The organism is Alteribacter lacisalsi, from assembly GCF_003226345.1.
Lineage (GTDB): Bacteria > Bacillota > Bacilli > Bacillales > Salisediminibacteriaceae > Alteribacter > Alteribacter lacisalsi.
Window position 1 is genome coordinate 1,397,159 of the sequence record NZ_PDOF01000001.1, and the last position, 16,891, is coordinate 1,414,049.

General features: G+C 47.2%; 13 protein-coding genes. 2 read left to right on the forward strand and 11 right to left on the reverse strand.

Annotation, left to right across the window (positions count from 1 at the left end; all coding sequences use genetic code 11):
* Positions 1-60 precede the first annotated feature (60 nt).
* The 4 genes from CR205_RS06885 to ku form a co-directional block, all read right to left on the reverse strand.
* Positions 61-1,548, reverse strand: coding sequence for an FAD-dependent oxidoreductase (locus CR205_RS06885; RefSeq protein ID WP_161524700.1), 1,488 nt, complete (start codon positions 1,546-1,548; stop codon positions 61-63).
* Between the two features lie 366 nt (positions 1,549-1,914).
* Positions 1,915-3,183, reverse strand: a complete 1,269-nt coding sequence (odhB, locus tag CR205_RS06890) for a 2-oxoglutarate dehydrogenase complex dihydrolipoyllysine-residue succinyltransferase (protein ID WP_110518190.1) — start codon at positions 3,181-3,183, stop codon at positions 1,915-1,917.
* The gene (locus CR205_RS06895) at positions 3,180-6,008 is read right to left on the reverse strand and encodes a 2-oxoglutarate dehydrogenase E1 component (RefSeq protein ID WP_110518191.1); all 2,829 of its coding nucleotides are present in this window, start codon (positions 6,006-6,008) and stop codon (positions 3,180-3,182) included. Before CR205_RS06895 ends, odhB begins: the two co-directional genes overlap by 4 nt.
* A 599-nt stretch (positions 6,009-6,607) precedes the next feature.
* Positions 6,608-7,441 (reverse strand): non-homologous end joining protein Ku, encoded by an 834-nt coding sequence (gene ku, locus CR205_RS06900; protein WP_110518192.1) that lies wholly within the window; start codon positions 7,439-7,441, stop codon positions 6,608-6,610.
* An 80-nt stretch (positions 7,442-7,521) separates the two neighbouring features.
* Here ku and ligD point away from each other — a divergent pair, with 80 nt between their 5' ends.
* Positions 7,522-9,345 (forward strand): DNA ligase D, encoded by a 1,824-nt coding sequence (gene ligD, locus CR205_RS06905; RefSeq protein WP_110518193.1) that lies wholly within the window; start codon positions 7,522-7,524, stop codon positions 9,343-9,345.
* Here ligD and CR205_RS06910 read toward each other — a convergent pair.
* The 5 genes from CR205_RS06910 to CR205_RS06930 form a co-directional block, all read right to left on the reverse strand.
* Positions 9,342-10,016 carry an SOS response-associated peptidase gene (locus CR205_RS06910; protein WP_110518194.1) on the reverse strand — a complete coding sequence of 225 codons (675 nt, stop codon included), beginning with the start codon at positions 10,014-10,016 and terminating at the stop codon, positions 9,342-9,344. The two genes, ligD and CR205_RS06910, sit on opposite strands and share 4 nt — an antisense overlap.
* 5 nt (positions 10,017-10,021) lie before the next feature.
* Positions 10,022-10,903: a gamma-glutamylcyclotransferase gene (locus CR205_RS06915; RefSeq protein ID WP_110518195.1), complete on the reverse strand. Its 882-nt coding sequence runs from the start codon at positions 10,901-10,903 to the stop codon at positions 10,022-10,024.
* An 18-nt stretch (positions 10,904-10,921) separates the two neighbouring features.
* Positions 10,922-12,082, reverse strand: coding sequence for an aminotransferase A (locus tag CR205_RS06920; protein WP_110518196.1), 1,161 nt, complete (start codon positions 12,080-12,082; stop codon positions 10,922-10,924).
* A gap of 356 nt (positions 12,083-12,438) precedes the next feature.
* Positions 12,439-12,948, reverse strand: coding sequence for a hypothetical protein (locus CR205_RS06925; protein WP_110518197.1), 510 nt, complete (start codon positions 12,946-12,948; stop codon positions 12,439-12,441).
* A gap of 35 nt (positions 12,949-12,983) precedes the next feature.
* Positions 12,984-14,162, reverse strand: coding sequence for an alpha/beta hydrolase (locus tag CR205_RS06930; protein ID WP_110518198.1), 1,179 nt, complete (start codon positions 14,160-14,162; stop codon positions 12,984-12,986).
* Between the two features lie 183 nt (positions 14,163-14,345).
* Here CR205_RS06930 and CR205_RS06935 point away from each other — a divergent pair, with 183 nt between their 5' ends.
* Positions 14,346-14,570 (forward strand): hypothetical protein, encoded by a 225-nt coding sequence (locus CR205_RS06935; RefSeq protein WP_110518199.1) that lies wholly within the window; start codon positions 14,346-14,348, stop codon positions 14,568-14,570.
* A gap of 144 nt (positions 14,571-14,714) precedes the next feature.
* On the opposite strand, the gene CR205_RS06940 is transcribed toward CR205_RS06935, so the two are convergent.
* Both CR205_RS06940 and CR205_RS06945 read right to left on the reverse strand, forming a co-directional pair.
* A complete protein-coding gene (locus CR205_RS06940) occupies positions 14,715-15,842 on the reverse strand; it encodes a D-alanyl-D-alanine carboxypeptidase family protein (protein ID WP_110518200.1) in 1,128 nt (375 codons plus the stop codon).
* A 225-nt stretch (positions 15,843-16,067) separates the two neighbouring features.
* Positions 16,068-16,751, reverse strand: coding sequence for a DUF4397 domain-containing protein (locus CR205_RS06945; RefSeq protein ID WP_161524702.1), 684 nt, complete (start codon positions 16,749-16,751; stop codon positions 16,068-16,070).
* Between the last annotated feature and the right edge of the window lie 140 nt (positions 16,752-16,891).

The window sequence follows — 16,891 nt, forward strand, 5'->3', positions numbered from 1 at the left end:
TAATTACTTACGCTATATTCTTTTACCGGAATGGGATTGTTTTAAACATAGCCCTGTACATTACGTACTGACGGACCTTAGAACCGATCTGGCTGCATGGTAACCTGAACTGGAAACGGCCATTGTTCCTGCACCAGGAAACACAGTATCGCCGCAGATCCACAGCCCCTTGTGCTTAAGTTTGTGAGGATGATCGCGAAAGAAACTATTCCCAGTTGTCTGCGGATAGCCGCCTACACTGCCTCCTGGTCTGCCTGTAAATCGTTCCCAGGCCCTTGGTGCACCTGGCAGCAGGTGAACAATGCCCTCTTCCAAACGGGGGAGAACTGTTTTCAGGCGCTGCAACATGTAGTCTGTCATTTTCTCCCGGTGCTCATCATACGTCCTGCGGTCGTTCCACTTTTCCACGTCTGTATGGGTGCTGACGGTTAAAGTTCTGAATCCCGAAGGTGCCCGGTATCTGTCGTTTCTATCTGACACCGAGACAAACAAATGGTCCCCTTCGGCTAATGGACTTCCGATGCCGGATACCACCTGCTGAAAGAGAGGCATGTGATCCGGGATCACCTCTTCTGAAACAGCAAGATATAACGTAAACGCCCCCCACTGGCCGCCCGTATCTTTTTTTGACCTCTTCGGAAGGGACTCATAGAGTTCCCGGTCCAGAAGGTCTTTCAACGCTTCAACAGGCACATTGAATACGACATGATCTGCTGTATAGCTGGTTCCGCGATGATCCTCAATCACCCACCGGCTGTCTTTTTTGCCTACTCTAACTGCCTTTCGTCCCTGCATGGTTTTACCGCATGAAGATTTTACAATTCCTGCAAGCGCTTCCGCACTTTTATAAAGGCCGCCCGAAAGGTAATATGCTCCCTGGTGATAAATATCAAGTGCATAGGCTGCAAGAAGGCATGATGCTTTTTCTGACGATGTCTGAAGACTGTCGATCAGCAATCCGTCAATGAAATGAATAAAATCTTCTTCTTTCTCAAGCCCGTATTTGCGTAAAAGCCAGGAAAGCGGTCTGCGAATATAGAATCCGAGTTTTACATCCCCGGGTTTGATCTGTTTAAGACTGTGAAAAAAATCAAAGGCAGATACCGGCGGAACAGCCGGAAAGGACGCTGACAGCCTGTTCATCGGGGCTGCAATTCTCCAGCAATGCTGAAAAAAGGCTCTAATTTTCTCATCGATCTGCGGAAAATGGCTGTCCATTTCTTCCAGAAATCTTTCTCTGTCTCTAAAGTAACGTATTGTCCGGTCTTCTGTATGGATAGCCATTACTGTATCAAGAAGCGTTTTCTCCACCTGGATCCCCAGTCTCGTGTTGATCACATCGTGAATGCCTCCCTCCTGAAACCCCAGTCCAAGTGTGGCCCCTGCGGGAAAGGTGAAGGCACCTCTTGAAAACTTTCCTGCACATCCTCCCCATTCCCTGGATGCTTCGAGGAGAGTAACATTCACTTGTCCGGACTGAGCCATGATGGCGGCTGCAGTCAACCCGCCAAAGCCTCCGCCGATCACACAAACATCCTGCACTCCCATGTCTCCACCGCCCTTCTCATTAAACATAACGTACCATAGACACGGTTTCTGCACCTATTCTCAAGCCTCAAATTTTTCCTTCATGGTTTTTTCCATAGGCGGTTTTCGGATAGATTGTTGTTTTCTGCGCTGCAGGCCGATGCTTTCCGCGGGCAACGCCTCAGCCTCCTCGGGAAAATCACCCTCCGGGGTCTTCGACGGTTGCTTTTCCCGCAGGAGTCGCGGCCTTTCGCTACGAAATTAAAGCTAGTTAAAGCAACAATCTTTTCGAAAAGAGCTTTTCCATAAGTCTGCAGCGGAATAAAAAGACAAAAAACCCGTGAGGTGCGTGCAGCCTCACGGGTAAAGTTTACTTTAAATTACTGTTTATCCTTCAAGAAGAAGAGATTCCGGATCTTCAATCAGTTCCTTCACTTTAACAAGGAAACCGACAGCCTCTTTGCCATCCACAATTCTGTGGTCGTAGGACAGAGCAACGTACATCATCGGACGGTTCTCAAATGTGTCGTTATCCACTGCAACAGGACGCATCTGGATCTTATGCATACCCAGGATTCCCACCTGAGGAGCATTAAGGATCGGCGTAGACCAGAGAGAGCCGAACACGCCGCCATTTGTGATGGTAAAGCTTCCTCCCTGAAGGTCGCCGAGTGTAAGCTTTCTGTTCTGGGCTTTTTTAGCCAGGTCTCCGATTTCCTTTTCGATTCCCGCAAAGTCCAGACGGTCTGCATCACGAACTACTGGTACCACAAGACCATCATCTGTGGAAACGGCCATGCCGATATCGTAAAATTTCTTCATGACGATTTCATCACCCTGGATTTCCGCATTCAGAAGCGGGTATTTTTTCAGGGCGCCGATGACAGCTTTCGTGAAGAACGACATGAATCCAAGCTTCACTCCATTGTCATCAAGGAACTTGTCCTTGCGGCGTTTACGCAGCTCCATAATGTTCGTCATATCAATTTCATTGAATGTTGTCAGCATCGCAGCTGTCTGCTGTGCTTCAACCAGACGTTTGGCAATAGTCTGGCGGCGGCGGGACATCTTGACGCGCTCTACCGGTTTGGATGGGTCATCTTTCGGCTCTTCTTTCTTAGCCGGAGCAGAAGCTTTTGACTCCTGTTTTTTTGATTTGGACTCATGTTCTTCGATATCCTCTTTACGGACTCTGCCCAGCGGATCCCGCGCTGCTACTTCACTCAGGTCAATTCCTTTTTCACGGGCATATTTTCTTGCTGACGGAGTAGCAATCGGACGGTCAGGACCGCCTGCATCTTCGGACCCTTCGTCAGACTGATCATCCTGAGATGCTTTAGGCTGCTCTTTTTTCGCTTCGGGCTCTTCTTTTTTCGCTTCTTTCTTTTCTTCATCTTTAGTATCAGATGCTTCACCGGTACCTGATTCATCAAGCTTTGCGATGATATCACCGACTTTAACTGTATCCCCTTCTTCAAACAGGGCTTCAAGAAGCGTGCCCGCTTCGTCCGCGGAGATTTCCACGTTTACTTTGTCTGTTTCCAGCTCGACAAGGTCATCACCTTTGTTTACCTTGTCACCAGGCTTTTTCAGCCATTGGGCTACTGTACCTTCTGTTACGGATTCTGCTAGTTCAGGAACTTTGATTTCAATCATTCTTCTTCTCTCCCTTCGCTGTTTACAGACAATGCATCTTCTATAATTTTCTGCTGGTCTTTTTTATGTGCTTTTGGATCACCCTCTGCAGGAGCTGATCTTCTTCTGCGCCCGATGTAAAGTACGTCCACACCGTCATCAGCAAGCTCCTTCAGATTAGGAAGTACGTAGTGCCAGGCGCCCATGTTGCTCGGCTCTTCCTGTGCCCAGACCCATTCCGTTACGTTCGGATACTTTTCCTTAAGGGTTTTAACCTGCTCTTTCGGGAACGGATAAATCTCTTCAACCCGGACAACGTGAACCGTATCTTTATCTTCCAGGTCCTCCGCGGCTTCAGCAAGGTCGATCGCAAGTTTTCCGGTGGTGAAGACAATCCGTTTTACGTTTTCAGGATTTTCAGCCAGTCCCTGCTGTTCGAGAATCGGCTGGAATGAGCCTGAAGCGAGTTCGTCCGCTTTGGAAATTACATTACTGTTCCGGAGAAGACTTTTCGGTGTCATCACCACAAGTGGACGGACCTCGTCTTTTCCGAGAATGGATGCCTGTCTGCGCAGCAGGTGGAAATACTGGGCTGCACTTGTCACGTTTGCTACGTGCCAGTTGTTCTCCGCAGCCAGCTGAAGGAAGCGCTCTGCGCGTCCACTGGAATGTTCCGGACCCTGTCCTTCATAACCGTGCGGAAGAAGCAGGACGAGTCCGGATTTCTGGCCCCATTTAGCCCGGCCGGCAGCGACAAACTGGTCAAAGATCACCTGCGCGCCGTTTGAAAAGTCACCATACTGGGCTTCCCAGATTGTCAGTGTTTCCGGTGCATGAACGGTATAGCCATACTCAAAGCCGACAACTGCCGCCTCTGACAGCGGGCTGTTATGGATAGCAAAAGATGCATTCGCATGATGCATTCTATGAAGCGGAGAGTACTTCTCACTTGTTTCATGATCATGAAGAACCAAGTGCCGTTGTGAGAACGTTCCACGTTCCGAGTCCTGTCCGGTAAGCCGGATCGGTTTGCCGTCATGAAGAATCGTCGCAAAAGCCAGAGTTTCTCCCAAAGCCCAGTCAATGGCACCCTCACCTTCAAATGCCCTTTCCCGGCGCTGGAGTATTTTCTTCAGCTTTGGAAAAACGTTAAATTCTTCAGGGAATTTGAGAAGCTCATCATTAATCTGACTAAGCGTTTCTCTGTCAACGCCAGTTTCAATGTTATCCAGACGTTTTACTACCTGCTCAGGCGGGTTCATTTCACCGATGGATTCACGTTTATTTGTTTTAATTTCCTCGTACTTATTCTGAAGATCATCAAGAAGCTTCTGGCGCATTTCCTTGCCTTCGTTCTCCCCGATGATTCCTTTTTCCTGCAGACGCTCACTGTAAAGCTCATAGGCTGTTTTGTGCGCCCGGATGTTTTTATAAAGTTTCGGCTGTGTAGCTGCCGGCTCGTCCATTTCGTTATGGCCGTAGCGGCGGTAGCCAATCAGGTCAATCAGTACATCCTTGGAAAAACGTTTCCGGTATTCGTAAGCAAGGTGCATGGCTGCTACACACGCTTCCGGATGGTCTGCGTTCACGTGAATGACCGGTACCTCAAATCCTTTAGCCAGATCACTTGCATAATTTGTGGATCTGGAATCGTGACTGGATGTAGTAAAGCCGATTTTGTTATTTGCAATCACATGAATGGTTCCGCCAGTGGCATAACCTGTCAGCTGGGAAAGGTTTAAAGTCTCCGCAACGATTCCCTGGCCGGGAAATGCTGCATCCCCGTGAATGAGAATGGCCATGGCTTTGGATTGATCATGCTCCGGATAGCCTGCACTGCTTCTGTCATCCTGTACGGCCCTCGCAAAACCTTCCACCACCGGATTTACAAATTCAAGGTGACTCGGGTTGTTAGCCAGGGTTACAGTAGCCGTGTCTTCCTGCTCTTCAATCTCACGGTCGGCACCGAGGTGGTATTTTACATCTCCTGTCCATCCGTAGTTAATGCCAACGGACCCTTCAGATGGAACAAGATCTTTATTCGGTGCGTCAACAAACTCGGAAAAGATAATATCATACGGCTTACCAAGCACGTGGGCGAGGACATTCAATCGGCCGCGGTGCGCCATTCCGATCATCACGTTTTTAGCTCCGTCCTGGACCGATTCCTTAACTGCGTCATCAAGCATCGGAACCATGGCGTCCAGACCTTCAATGGAAAAACGCTTCTGCCCTACGAATGTTTTATGAAGAAAGTGCTCGAAACCTTCTACGTGATTGAGACGGCTGAGCAGATCTTTTCGCATCTCCTCTGTAAAAGCAGGACGGTATTCTTCAGACTCTACCATTTTAAACAGCCACTGACGCTCCTCCAGATCGTGAACCTGATTAAACTCAAAAGCAAGTGCAGAGCTGTACACTTTTTTGAGATGATTGACGGCGTCTAGCCCGTTTTTTACACTCCCCGGCGCATCAGGTGTAAGGAGCTCGGCCGGGATCGCTTTAAGTGCTTCTTCAGAAAGCTGGTAGTTCTCCAGCTTGAACAACTCTTCTGATCGCCGGTCTTCGACAGGGGAAATATCGGCAATCAGATGCCCGTTGCGGCGGATATCATCTGCAAGCTTCGCAGCCTGGACCGCAGCAAATACATCTCCTCCGCCCTGGGAAGGCTTTTCTTGCTCATCCTTACCGGAAGGGGCTCCCCACTTTTCAAAGAACTGTCTTAGCTCACCGTCCACAGCTTCCGGATCTTCTGTGTACAGGTCATACATTTCCAGTACATAACCAAGGTTTGGTCCGTGAAACTGTGACCAGCCCTCATCCAATTGAACGTTACTTGTACTCATGACTCCAGGACCTCCAATTTGTACGATCTGAATCCTTTCGTACTTTAATATGTAAATGCAGGAAAATAAGATTAATAGAAAAAGCGTGTGAAACGCTTACATCGTTTATTTTATCACTATAGGAAATAATCCTCAAAAGAAATTCGAGATTTTTTAGAATTTTCCTCAATAAATTTCCCTTTTTCATCATTCTTCGCAAGGTAATCTGCCTTTTAATTCCTCATCTGGGGGGAACGCCCGTTCCGAGTCTTTTGAGTTATTTGTGAAATAGTGAGTTTAAGCAGTTTATTTCACAATCTTTCGTTTTTTTCAACTACTGCTTTATACCCTCATCAGCAGAACCTAACCGTTAAAACGCAAATCAGGCCATAATCAGTTGCGGCAAATCAAGATTAAAAATTCGAACAGTAGTCTGAGGGGAAAAGGAAAACGCTGATGAAATTTACTCTGCTTTACAGGGAAGCCGCCTGCTTCGCCCTGCCTGGCTCGGCTTTCGTTTTCACACCGAAGTCATTTTGCGGATTTTTCATCAGCTTAGCTCCATCTCTGTTCGGATGCTCACCTGCACAATTTCTTATGTCACAGCCTTGGGCCCCGGATTAAGCGTTCTTCTTTTTTGCAGGTGCCTTCTTTTTTGATGCGGCGGGTTTCCTCTTCTTCTTCGTTTTTTCAATTGACTCCTGAAGAGCATCCATCAGATTATCCACATTAGACGTATCCAGTTCAGGCTTTTCCACTTTCACGGTCTCTTTACCTTCGCGCTTGCTGGCGATCAGCTTAAGTAGTTCTTCTCTGTATTCATCGGTATATTTTTCAGGTTCAAAAGACGCAGTCAGGTTATCGATCAGCATCTTGGCTGTATTCAGTTCCTTTTTGGAAAGTTTACTCTCCTCAGGTACATTGGGAACCTGCCCGGCATCGCGCACTTCATCAGGAAAATGGATCGTCTCCATGAGCAGCGTGTTTTTATAAACCCGGAGTGCAGCCAGGTGCTCCTTAGCCCGCAGCATAATCTTTGCTATGGCGATTTTTCCTGATTCATCAAGGGCCTGCCTTAAGAGCGAATAAGCTTTTACACTTCCGTCTCCAGGAGAAAGGTAATAGCTTTTATCAAAATAAACCGGGTCTATTTCTTTCATTTGAACGAAGTCCAGAATTTCCACTGCCCGGTCGGCCTGAACCTTCTGAATCTCTTTAAGTTCCTGATCTTCTATAATCACGTACTGATCTTTCGTCTGTTCAAAGCCTTTGACTATATCGTCTTTGTCCACTGATTTTTTGCAGTGGGGACAAACCTTATCATAGCGTATAGGCGTATGGCACTTTTTGTGAAGCTGCCTGAGTGAAACATCTTTGTTTTCAGTTGCAGCGTGAAGCTTAACAGGGATGTTTACCAGACCAAAGCTGATGGTTCCCTTCCAGATTGTGTGCATGACACAGCCCTCCTTTTTCGTTCTATTACTAATTGTGGGCTAAAACAGGCACATTATGTATAGAGACGGAGGTGAATGCCATGATGCTGCCAACGAGGCGGGATACCTGGCCTGATAATGATGGAAGATGGGTTTACGAAGTGAAATATGACGGTTTCAGAGCTGTTCTGACCTGCAGCCTAAGCAAAATCACCCTGACAAGCCGCAACGGCAAAGACCTCAGCAGCCAATTTCCTGAAGTGATCCAGTTTCTTCACTCCTGTAAAGAAAGGCTCCGATCTTTTATGCCTTTAAAACTGGACGGGGAACTTGTTTTTTTGAAAACACCATGGTCGTCTGATTTTTCTGTGTGTCAAAAGCGGGGAAGAATGCGGAGCGATCAATCCGCTACCCGTCATGCACAGGAGTTCAGAGCGTTCTTTACAGCTTTTGACCTGCTGAAAATAAAAGGAAAAGAGATAACCGGCCGGGCGTACGAAAACAGAAAGCATATTATGGCGCAATTGTTCTTCAGGATGGGTTGGCCGAAAGAGCCTGACCCGCGGCACGATATTCCCGTTCAGTATGTGCCGCATACGGAAAACCCGGACCGTCTGTGGTCATCCGTGACGGCAAACCAAGGAGAAGGAATCGTTGCTAAAGACCGGAAAAGCAGGTGGGTCCCGGAGCGGTCAGACAGGTGGATCAAAGTAAAAAATTACCGTAATGTCATGGTATTGATAACAGGAGAAAAGGCCAACGGTTACTTTACCGTTGGCAATCTGCAAAATGGCCGGATGGCTCAGCTCGGCTCCTTTCTTCACGGAATGAGCAGCAGTGAAAAAGATGCCCTGAAAGCAATTATCAGGAAAAACGGGCGTAAAGAACAAAAAGAGATCCGGCTTCCGGATCCGGTCCCTGTGTCTCTTTTATGTATCGGGTGTGAAAAAAATGAACTGAGAGAACCCAGGTTTGCTTCCTTTCTCCTCGGATCATCAGCTGATGATAAGACCTTTACAGAACGGCATCTGGCATACGATCTCCATCCCCTGCCGGATGAGCAGCCCTTTACAAATCTGGACAAGCCGATGTACCCGGATCTGGCATTTACAAAAAGGGACTTCCTGCTGTATTTGCAGAAAGCAGCCCCGAACCTTTTATACTGGCTATCAGGACGCCCTCTCACCGTAATCCGCTTTCCTGACGGCGTTGAGGGAAAATCCTTTTACCAGAAAAACGCTCCCAATCAGGCCCCTTCATTTGTAAGGACAATACAGTGGGAGGGACAGAATGCTGTAGTGGCAGATTCGCTGAATACATTGCTCTGGCTTGGCAATCAGGCATGTCTGGAGTTTCACATTCCACCTGAAAACGAAGCCGGAGAAATCTGTGAGATGTTTCTTGACCTGGATCCGCCTGATCGTTCAGCATTTTCAATGGCCAAGGAAGCTGCTCTTGACCTGAAAGAAATATTTGATCGTTTTGAACTGGCTTCATTCGTGAAAACATCCGGCAGAAAAGGGCTTCAAGTGTATCTTCCATTCACTCCCGGGTCGTTTAGCTACAGCGAATGCCGGATTTTCCTGAAATTCTGTGCAGAGTATCTTGCTCAAAAGGACCCGGCAAAACGGACATTGGAGCGGAGAATTACGAAAAGAGAAGGAAAAATGTATATCGACTACCTGCAGCACGGGAAAGGGAAGACCATAATCGCACCTTTTTCCATGCGTGCAGTTGCTGAAGGTGCATGTGCTGTACCCCTTACCTGGAAGGAGGCAGAACGCCTGCAGTCTCCGTCTGAGCTGACATTTCAATATGTGACGGACCGTTATCCGCTACTATTTAAACCCGTGAGCAATGAAGAGGCTGCAGCCAATACAAATACGATCAGAAAGATGCTGAAAAAAATTGGGAAGACTGTTTAAAATTCCATTCTTTCAATACATTCAGGCCCTTCGTTGCCGGCTTTGTTCACATATTGGGAAACGGGGTACAGATCCATCGATTCGGAAGGAGACGGTACCAGAAGTTTTTTAAAGGAGGACTTGTCTGTCTGATCCCGGTCAAGCCAAATGTCCTGTCCTTCTTGATTAAGGATTACGGGCATTCTGTGATGGACAGGGGACATTACCTGGTTTGCTTCAGTTGTAAGAATGGTGCAAGTATGAAGCGTGGTTCCATCCTGTTCCCAGCGGTCCCACAGTCCGGCAAAAAAGAAAAGGCCGCCTTTTTTTGGAAATATATAATAAGGCTGCTTGCAGCTGTTTTCCTTTTTCCATTCATAAAAACCGTTAACCGGAATCAGACAGCGCCGTTTGCCTAAAAGATTTTTGAAGCTCGGTTTTTCATCAGCAGTTTCAGCCCGTGCGTTAATCATTTTATACCCAATCGAAGGCTCCTTTGCCCAGAAGGGAACGAGTCCCCATTTCATAAACCCTGCCCTTATTCCCTTTTTCCCGCTTACAGCAGTCAGGATTTCCTGACCTGGTGCTGCGTTATAGCGGCTGGCTGCCTGTTCAGTGATTTCAGGATTTTCAAGGTCAGGTAGATTCTCCAGGAAATAGGCATTTGAATACATCGCAAAACGTCCGCACATCGGCTTTACACCTCACCGTGAGATTTATTTTGAAACTGAAGACTATGAATATGCGTCTCAAGGGATGACAAATACGTCTCGGACAGCCAGCCTTTCCCCCCTCTCAAAATTTCCAGCGCATAATGATCCGGAGGGGGAATTTCTGCTGGCGACTTGTCTCTGACCAGGAAAGTCAGAACCTTGGTTAAATCCGGACCGTTATGAGATTGAACATTAACAAATGCCGGTCTGTAGGAGCCTGCATGAACCCCTTCTCTCCTGTATAGATATTCAAGAGCATCACGGTTAACACGATAAAGGAGTCCTTCACACGACTTACCTTCTTCAACCAGATCCGCCCTTCCTTTACCGTCTCTCTTGGAGGCAATAGTAAATCTGAGAAGGTAGCCGTCAAGACTGCAGCCGGTGATTTCCTGAAAGTGATTTTCCATCCCGGCTTCACGGATGCGTTCCTTATCCATGCACGAGCCATATGCAAAATAAAGAAAAGTGTCTTCATTCTCTGCTTCAAACTGCTTTCTCAGCCAGTCTCCGCATTCAATTGCTTCTTTCTTCAAACGCTCGCTTCCTGCAATGTACACGCTTGCCTTCATCTTTCCTGTATCTGTTGAAACCATCACTGTTTCCGGTACATAAAGAGAGGTCCCACTCCCGTCATATCCTTCAAGCTGATGTAGAGCTTCCCACTGCTCTTTCGGAATTCGGTACAATTCCCCGTAAACTTTTGCTTTCCCCTGGGTATCTGCTGCGGGGTAACCGAGTCCGGTATCATACAGCGTACCTTGCATCCATGCCTGTTCCCTGACACAATCAAAACCATTTAAATAAAAATGGTTTACATCCCCTTTTCTGAGTGTGCCATAAACAAACAGCAATTCCTCCATCATCTGTTCCCCCTTTCGTAATTATCCTCTCACTTTGTTCCAGAATATTTCCAGTCTATCCAGTGCTTCTTCAAGGATTTCCATTGAATAGGCAAATGACAGACGAATGTAGCCTTCACCATAGGATGAAAAAGCATTTCCAGGTACAACGGCAAGTTTTGTTTCCTCCAGGAGCTGGAGACAGAATTCAAATGACCCCATCCCTGAAGCCTGGATTGAAGGGAACATATAGAAGGCACCGGACGGCTGTTCTGCCGGCAGTCCCATTTTGGTGAGCCGTATGTACATATAATCTCTTCTTTTCACGTATTCGTCTCTCATTGGAGCAGCATCATCTGCGCCTGCTGTGAGGGCCTCTAGTGCAGCGCGCTGTGAAATCGAGGAAGCGCAGCTCACATTGTACTGGTGAACCTTCAGAATATGCTGTCTGACAGATGCCGGAGCAAAGACAAATCCAATCCGCCATCCAGTCATGGAATGGGATTTTGAGACACCGTTAATGACGATCGTTTTCTCCTTCATTCCTGGCAGCGACGCAATGGAAGTATGGGGGCCTCCATAAGTCAACTCTGAATAAATTTCATCGGATACGGCAAAGATGTCCCTGTTCTTCAGGATATCAGCGATGCCCTGAAGCTCTTCTCTGTTCATCACCACCCCGGTCGGGTTTGAAGGATAAGGTATCATGACTGCTTTCGTGCGGTCCGTAACAGCTTCTTTTACCTGAGAAGCTGTCAGCTTAAATCCTGTTTCCCTCGTATCTGCATAGACCGGGACAGCTCCGCACAGCCTGATGATCGGTTCATATGCCGGGTAAACCGGTCCAGGAAGAATCACTTCGTCCCCTTCCTCGAGAATTGTTCTCATGGTGATGTCGATTGCCTGAGAAGCACCTGTCGTGGTTATCACTTCCGTCAGAGGACTGTAATGAAGTCCGTATTTGCGCTTTACGAATGCAGCAGCTGCCTCTGTCAGGCCGTCCTCTCCCGGATTTTTTGTATAGCGGGTGACGTTTTCGTCGATGGCAGCTTTTGCAGCCTCCTTAATATGAGCAGGAGTGTGAAAATCCGGCTGGCCGATCGTAAGTTGAACGGCGTCCGGGTAATCACTAACCCTGTTAAAGAACTGGCGTATACCTGAAATCTGTATGTGTTTCACTCTTGGATTAAGTTTGTGGTCCATAATCTGCTCCTCTTCTGTCTGCTGACGGTATTCAATAAATAGATGCTTTCTGAATCTTTATGTACGGTTTTATTTTAACACTGCACCATCCTTAAGCCAAAGGGATGGCGTAACCGCACGAAGAACAATAGCGCAGACGCGCCTAAACATAAAAGCTCCGTTTCACGCCGGCCGTTCGCTTTCCACGGCGGTGGCGCTGAGCCTCCTCGGGCTTTTCCCTGCGGGGTCTCACCCTGCCAACCCACTGCCGCAGGAGTCTCACTGCCGGCGTGCTACTCCGCATAAAAAAAAATATCCACAGTTACCGAAATTTATATATTCCTAAACAGCAAAAAAGAAAGCCCGGAAAGGCTTTCCTAAAACCCCATTGCAAGGACAAGAGCCAGGGTAACGGTAAAATATACTGCATATAGAACAATAACCCCCATCGCCGTCATGATCATCAGTCTTCCCCGACGCTCTGTAAGACCGAACAGTTTTCGAAAACAATGTGTAAACAGCAGAATAATAACTCCCGCATAAAGAAGAAGAATACCCAGATCGGCGGTGGCCCTTCCCCAGTCCAAGGGTTCGGCAATCAATCCGGTGCTGATCAGGAACCATTCTGTTCCGGTCCCAATGAACTTACTTAAGAGCAGCTTTCCATAGAGAATGACAGTCACCCACCACCCCCATGTTTTTATCAGCAGCAAACCGATCGCACTGAGAATGAAGAAAAGAAAAATGCTGTCTGTAACAAATAGCTGTACCATCCTCGGGGTGAATCCCCAGCTTAATCCTACGAACAGGAGGTAACCGAAATACGCTGCTGTAAATATAATCTGGCCAGCACCCAGGAGCCTGACTGAAATTTTCGTTAGTTTCAACTGTGTACCTCCATTCTCTGGCAGAAATAATCAATCTACGGATTCAGAAGATCCACACCTGTACGGCCAAGCAGATAGGCAGCAATCGCAAAAGCTTCTGCCTGCTCCCTCACCCGGTCCATTCCCTGAGGAGGCTGTCGTACCTGAAGCTGATAAGGGCTTTCCTGCAGAACCCCAGCGTGTGACTGACGAAGAAAACTGGAAGCCTCCTGCATACCGTACCTTCCGCTCTGCATGACTTCGTAAAACGAGACAAAGCCATGCATAACCCCCCTGTACCTTGTCGCTCTCACCACGTTGCCTGATTCAGACAATTTTTCTGCATAAGCCTCTCCCTCATCACGTAAAGGATCGAATTCAGCAGTAATAATCAGAGCAGGGGGAAGGTCTGTTAAATCGTCAGCATGAAGAGGTGACGTATAAGGGTTTGACCACATTCTCTCTTCAGGTGTATAAAGATCCCGAGCCCGGTACATGACCTGCCTTGAAAGAAGATAATAGCCGCTGTCATAGATTTCACGTGAGCGGAGGTCAATGTCCTGAAACGTTGTCAGTGGATAAAAAAGTACCTGGCTTGTAATTTCAGGCCCTTGTCTGTCCCGGCTCATAAGCGTCATCACAGTCGCAATGTTGCCGCCGGCACTGTCTCCCGCCACGCTGATCGTTTCGTGATCGCCGTTAAAATTAGCGGCATTTTCCTCAGCCCATCTAAGTGCTGCGTAGCTATCCTCAACAGCCGTCGGAAAAACATAATCGGGTGCTGTCCGATAGCCGACAGAAATGACGACACTGTTCGTGCTTGCCGCGAGCGATCTGACGATATTGTCGTGCGTATCAATATCACCGTACCCTTCTATAAATGCACCCCCGTGATAATACATAACTATTGGAAACGGACCCTCTCCGCGGGGTCTGTAGATCCTTACAGGAACCTGCACGTCTCCCATAACCGGAACATGCATATCTTCACGGAGAAGCGGGTTCCCCCCGCCCCCTCCTCCCCCTGTCACAATTCTCGGAGGACTGATATCAATATCAAGTGTAACCAGATTATTATTTATCGCATGGAGGATAACGGCTGTTTTTGCCGGGAGCCTCCCTGCATCCGTCGACTGCCACAGGTACAGAGCAACAGCGACAGAGATCAGCACAACAGCAAATGTGAGAGAGCCGAGAAGAATGAGATTTTGAAAAATACGCCTGGCCCACTTCATTACTCAACAGCTCCTTCGATGATTCGGAAGAATACGACTTCTTTCTTATAATTATAGATCCAAACCGTTCTCATTTCCACGGTTATTTATGTTATTAAAATCGGGAAACACAGCTGATGTACGGCATAAAAACATGTCTCCGGTGTGACCCTATAGCTATTATGCCTAGAAAGGAGCCGACAAATGGATTATCAGCTTCAGACCCCGGACAGCGCTATCCCATGTGAGGTTACCTGTGACCCTGACAACGGACGTTTTATGATTAGGAAAGCTGATACATCGGGAGAAGTTTTTAACTCTGCAGAAGAACTCACGGACTGGCTTGAAAAAAACTGGACGGAAGCCATGTTCACAGAACCAGGTACATTCGATACGATGATTGCCAGCCTGAAACAGCAGAAACAGTAAAGTGTAAAAATGACCCGCAGAGAAGGCATAACCGTCTCCCGGGTCATTTTTCTGCTGTTTTAAACCATACACTGTTAGGAAACTCCACTGCACGCCCCCTTTCCGCTTTCAGCCGTGAACCGTAACCCCCCTGCATCTGTACAATCATGAAATTCCAATTGCATGAAATCCTGTAAAAATGAGCCATATCAGTACATCTAAACCAGGCGGCGGCTGCGGGTGATCAGCCACCTTTTTTTGATCATTTGGAACGATATAGGATGGAAGATCAGAAAAATACCTTTCTTCGAGTAATGACTCATAAATCAAGTTTCCCTCTTTTCCTTCGACGGTTAACATACCGTCTTCAGAGATGTTATAGAAAACCTCATCCTCTCCGGCAACAGTCAAATTGTAGCTTTCCGGGATTATGTGCCCTGTCAGCAGCTCCTCATTTGAAAAATCCAGCGTTACTGTCCGGTAGTTATCCAACCCATAATCAACCAGTGCCCTCGTATCTTCAAAGGCATGATCCCTTGAAGGAGCCCCCAGTGTAACAACGATAATTTCAGTATCTTCTTTTTCGGCAGACGTCACAAGTGTATAACCGGACTGACGGACGAATCCATTTTTCACACCGGTAATTTCGTCATTCTGCCTCATAAGATCGTGGTGGTTATACAGGGTGGTCTCCCATCCTTCTGCTTTCCATTCCAGTCTCTTTGTTCCGGCAATTTCCCGAAAATCGTTATTGGACATAGCGTAGGCACTTAACAATGCCATGTCGTAAGCTGTGGTCACATGATCCTCATGAAAGAGCCCGTGGGGATTTGTAAAGTTTGTATTTTCTGCACCAACTTCAGCAGCAAAATCGGTCATTCGTGAAGCAAAGGCATCAACAGATCCATCAATGTGTTCCGCTGCTGCAATAGACGCATCGTTTCCTGAACTTACCATAATGCCTCTCAGCATCTGTCCCATCGGCAGGGTTTCATCTTCAAGAAGATAAACACTGGATCCGATCACATTTACCGCGTCAGCACTTACCTTCACCTGTTCAGCCTGATCGGCCTCTTCCAGTGCCAAAATTGTTGTAATAATTTTTGTTATACTTGCAGGGTACATCGTCTGGTGTTTATTTTTATCGTAGAGCACCTCCAGGGTAGCTGAATCAATCACAACAGCCGCCTCACTGTGTAAAGACGCCGGTGGTCCTGTATCTGCTGCTGCCGGGTGATGAAATATTGGAAAAATAAGAATCGACATTATCACAAAGAGGATCAGTTTCTGCATCAAATCACCTTATAAAAGTATTATTACTTTTGTGAGTATACCCGTAACCGTGTCTTAAGACTCCGCTGCGCGCCTTCCGCTCTGACTGTAAGGTTCACTCCTCATTACTTTTATATTAAACCCATTTCCAAGCGAGTTGCAATAGAAAAAACAAGAATAATGTCGAAAAAAAATGAAAAAAAAGCTTCCTTGTGAGTATCAGGAAGCTTTTTCTCGTTTTAAGTGTTATTGAATCTGATCTTTTACCAGGATTAAATCAAATCCTGGTTCACCTTCAAGTAAGCCAACAGCAAAAGCGGTATAGACTGCACCACTCTCAAGCCCTACATTTGGCACCTGGAAAACAGCATCCTCTGACCCGGCCGGACGGATTTCGATGTCAAGCGTCCCAGGCTCTGCTTCCAAATAATCGCTTACCTGAGGGAAACTCACATTCTCAAACAGCACGGTCTCCGGGGCTGCGGCAATGTCAACTGCCGGGGCATCAGGGGAGAAATGAGCCGCTCTGATTTTCGCTTTTCCTTCAACAGGTTCAAGCTGGTCACCAACGGCTACAAGGTCGATCTGATTTAAAGGACCTACAGCCGCAATTGTGTATACCTGGCCTGCAGCCAGATCAAATGTTTTATCGATCACCGGATTTTCTTTTTTCGGATTTGCGCCTGCAGGATAAATTTTGACAGCATATCTGCCTTCCTTCAACGGAAGATAATCGCTCACGTCTTTAAAGTTTACATTATCAAGAATGCGGTCCTTATTCACATAGATGTCAACTGCCGGCGCGTCCGGTGAAGCATGAACAGCTCTGACAAACACTTCACTGCTGTTCTCTTCTGCTGAGGCCTGCCCCGCTGACAGAAACGTCCCTGCCGCGAGAACGGTCATAAATACCAAAAGTAATTTTCTCATAACTTCAAACCCCTTTTCCATATGATGGTTTTTTACAAGGTTAATGTCCCCTTTTCTGTCTCATTTATTCGCGCTTTACCATTTTCCACGGCTCCTGTTCACCAGCACACAATTATGATTTAATAAACGAAGCAGCGTCT

Excerpts from the sequence above, each read along its gene's own strand:
- CR205_RS06885 (WP_161524700.1), bottom strand. The coding sequence starts at position 1,548 with ATGGGAGTGCAGGATGTTTGTGTGATCGGCGGAGGCTTTGGCGGGTTG.
- odhB (WP_110518190.1), bottom strand. The coding sequence starts at position 3,183 with ATGATTGAAATCAAAGTTCCTGAACTAGCAGAATCCGTAACAGAAGGT.
- CR205_RS06895 (WP_110518191.1), bottom strand. The coding sequence starts at position 6,008 with ATGAGTACAAGTAACGTTCAATTGGATGAGGGCTGGTCACAGTTTCAC.
- ku (WP_110518192.1), bottom strand. The coding sequence starts at position 7,441 with ATGCACACAATCTGGAAGGGAACCATCAGCTTTGGTCTGGTAAACATC.
- ligD (WP_110518193.1), top strand. The coding sequence starts at position 7,522 with ATGATGCTGCCAACGAGGCGGGATACCTGGCCTGATAATGATGGAAGA.
- CR205_RS06910 (WP_110518194.1), bottom strand. The coding sequence starts at position 10,016 with ATGTGCGGACGTTTTGCGATGTATTCAAATGCCTATTTCCTGGAGAAT.
- CR205_RS06915 (WP_110518195.1), bottom strand. The coding sequence starts at position 10,903 with ATGATGGAGGAATTGCTGTTTGTTTATGGCACACTCAGAAAAGGGGAT.
- CR205_RS06920 (WP_110518196.1), bottom strand. The coding sequence starts at position 12,082 with ATGGACCACAAACTTAATCCAAGAGTGAAACACATACAGATTTCAGGT.
- CR205_RS06930 (WP_110518198.1), bottom strand. The coding sequence starts at position 14,162 with ATGAAGTGGGCCAGGCGTATTTTTCAAAATCTCATTCTTCTCGGCTCT.
- CR205_RS06935 (WP_110518199.1), top strand. The coding sequence starts at position 14,346 with ATGGATTATCAGCTTCAGACCCCGGACAGCGCTATCCCATGTGAGGTT.
- CR205_RS06940 (WP_110518200.1), bottom strand. The coding sequence starts at position 15,842 with ATGCAGAAACTGATCCTCTTTGTGATAATGTCGATTCTTATTTTTCCA.
- CR205_RS06945 (WP_161524702.1), bottom strand. The coding sequence starts at position 16,751 with ATGAGAAAATTACTTTTGGTATTTATGACCGTTCTCGCGGCAGGGACG.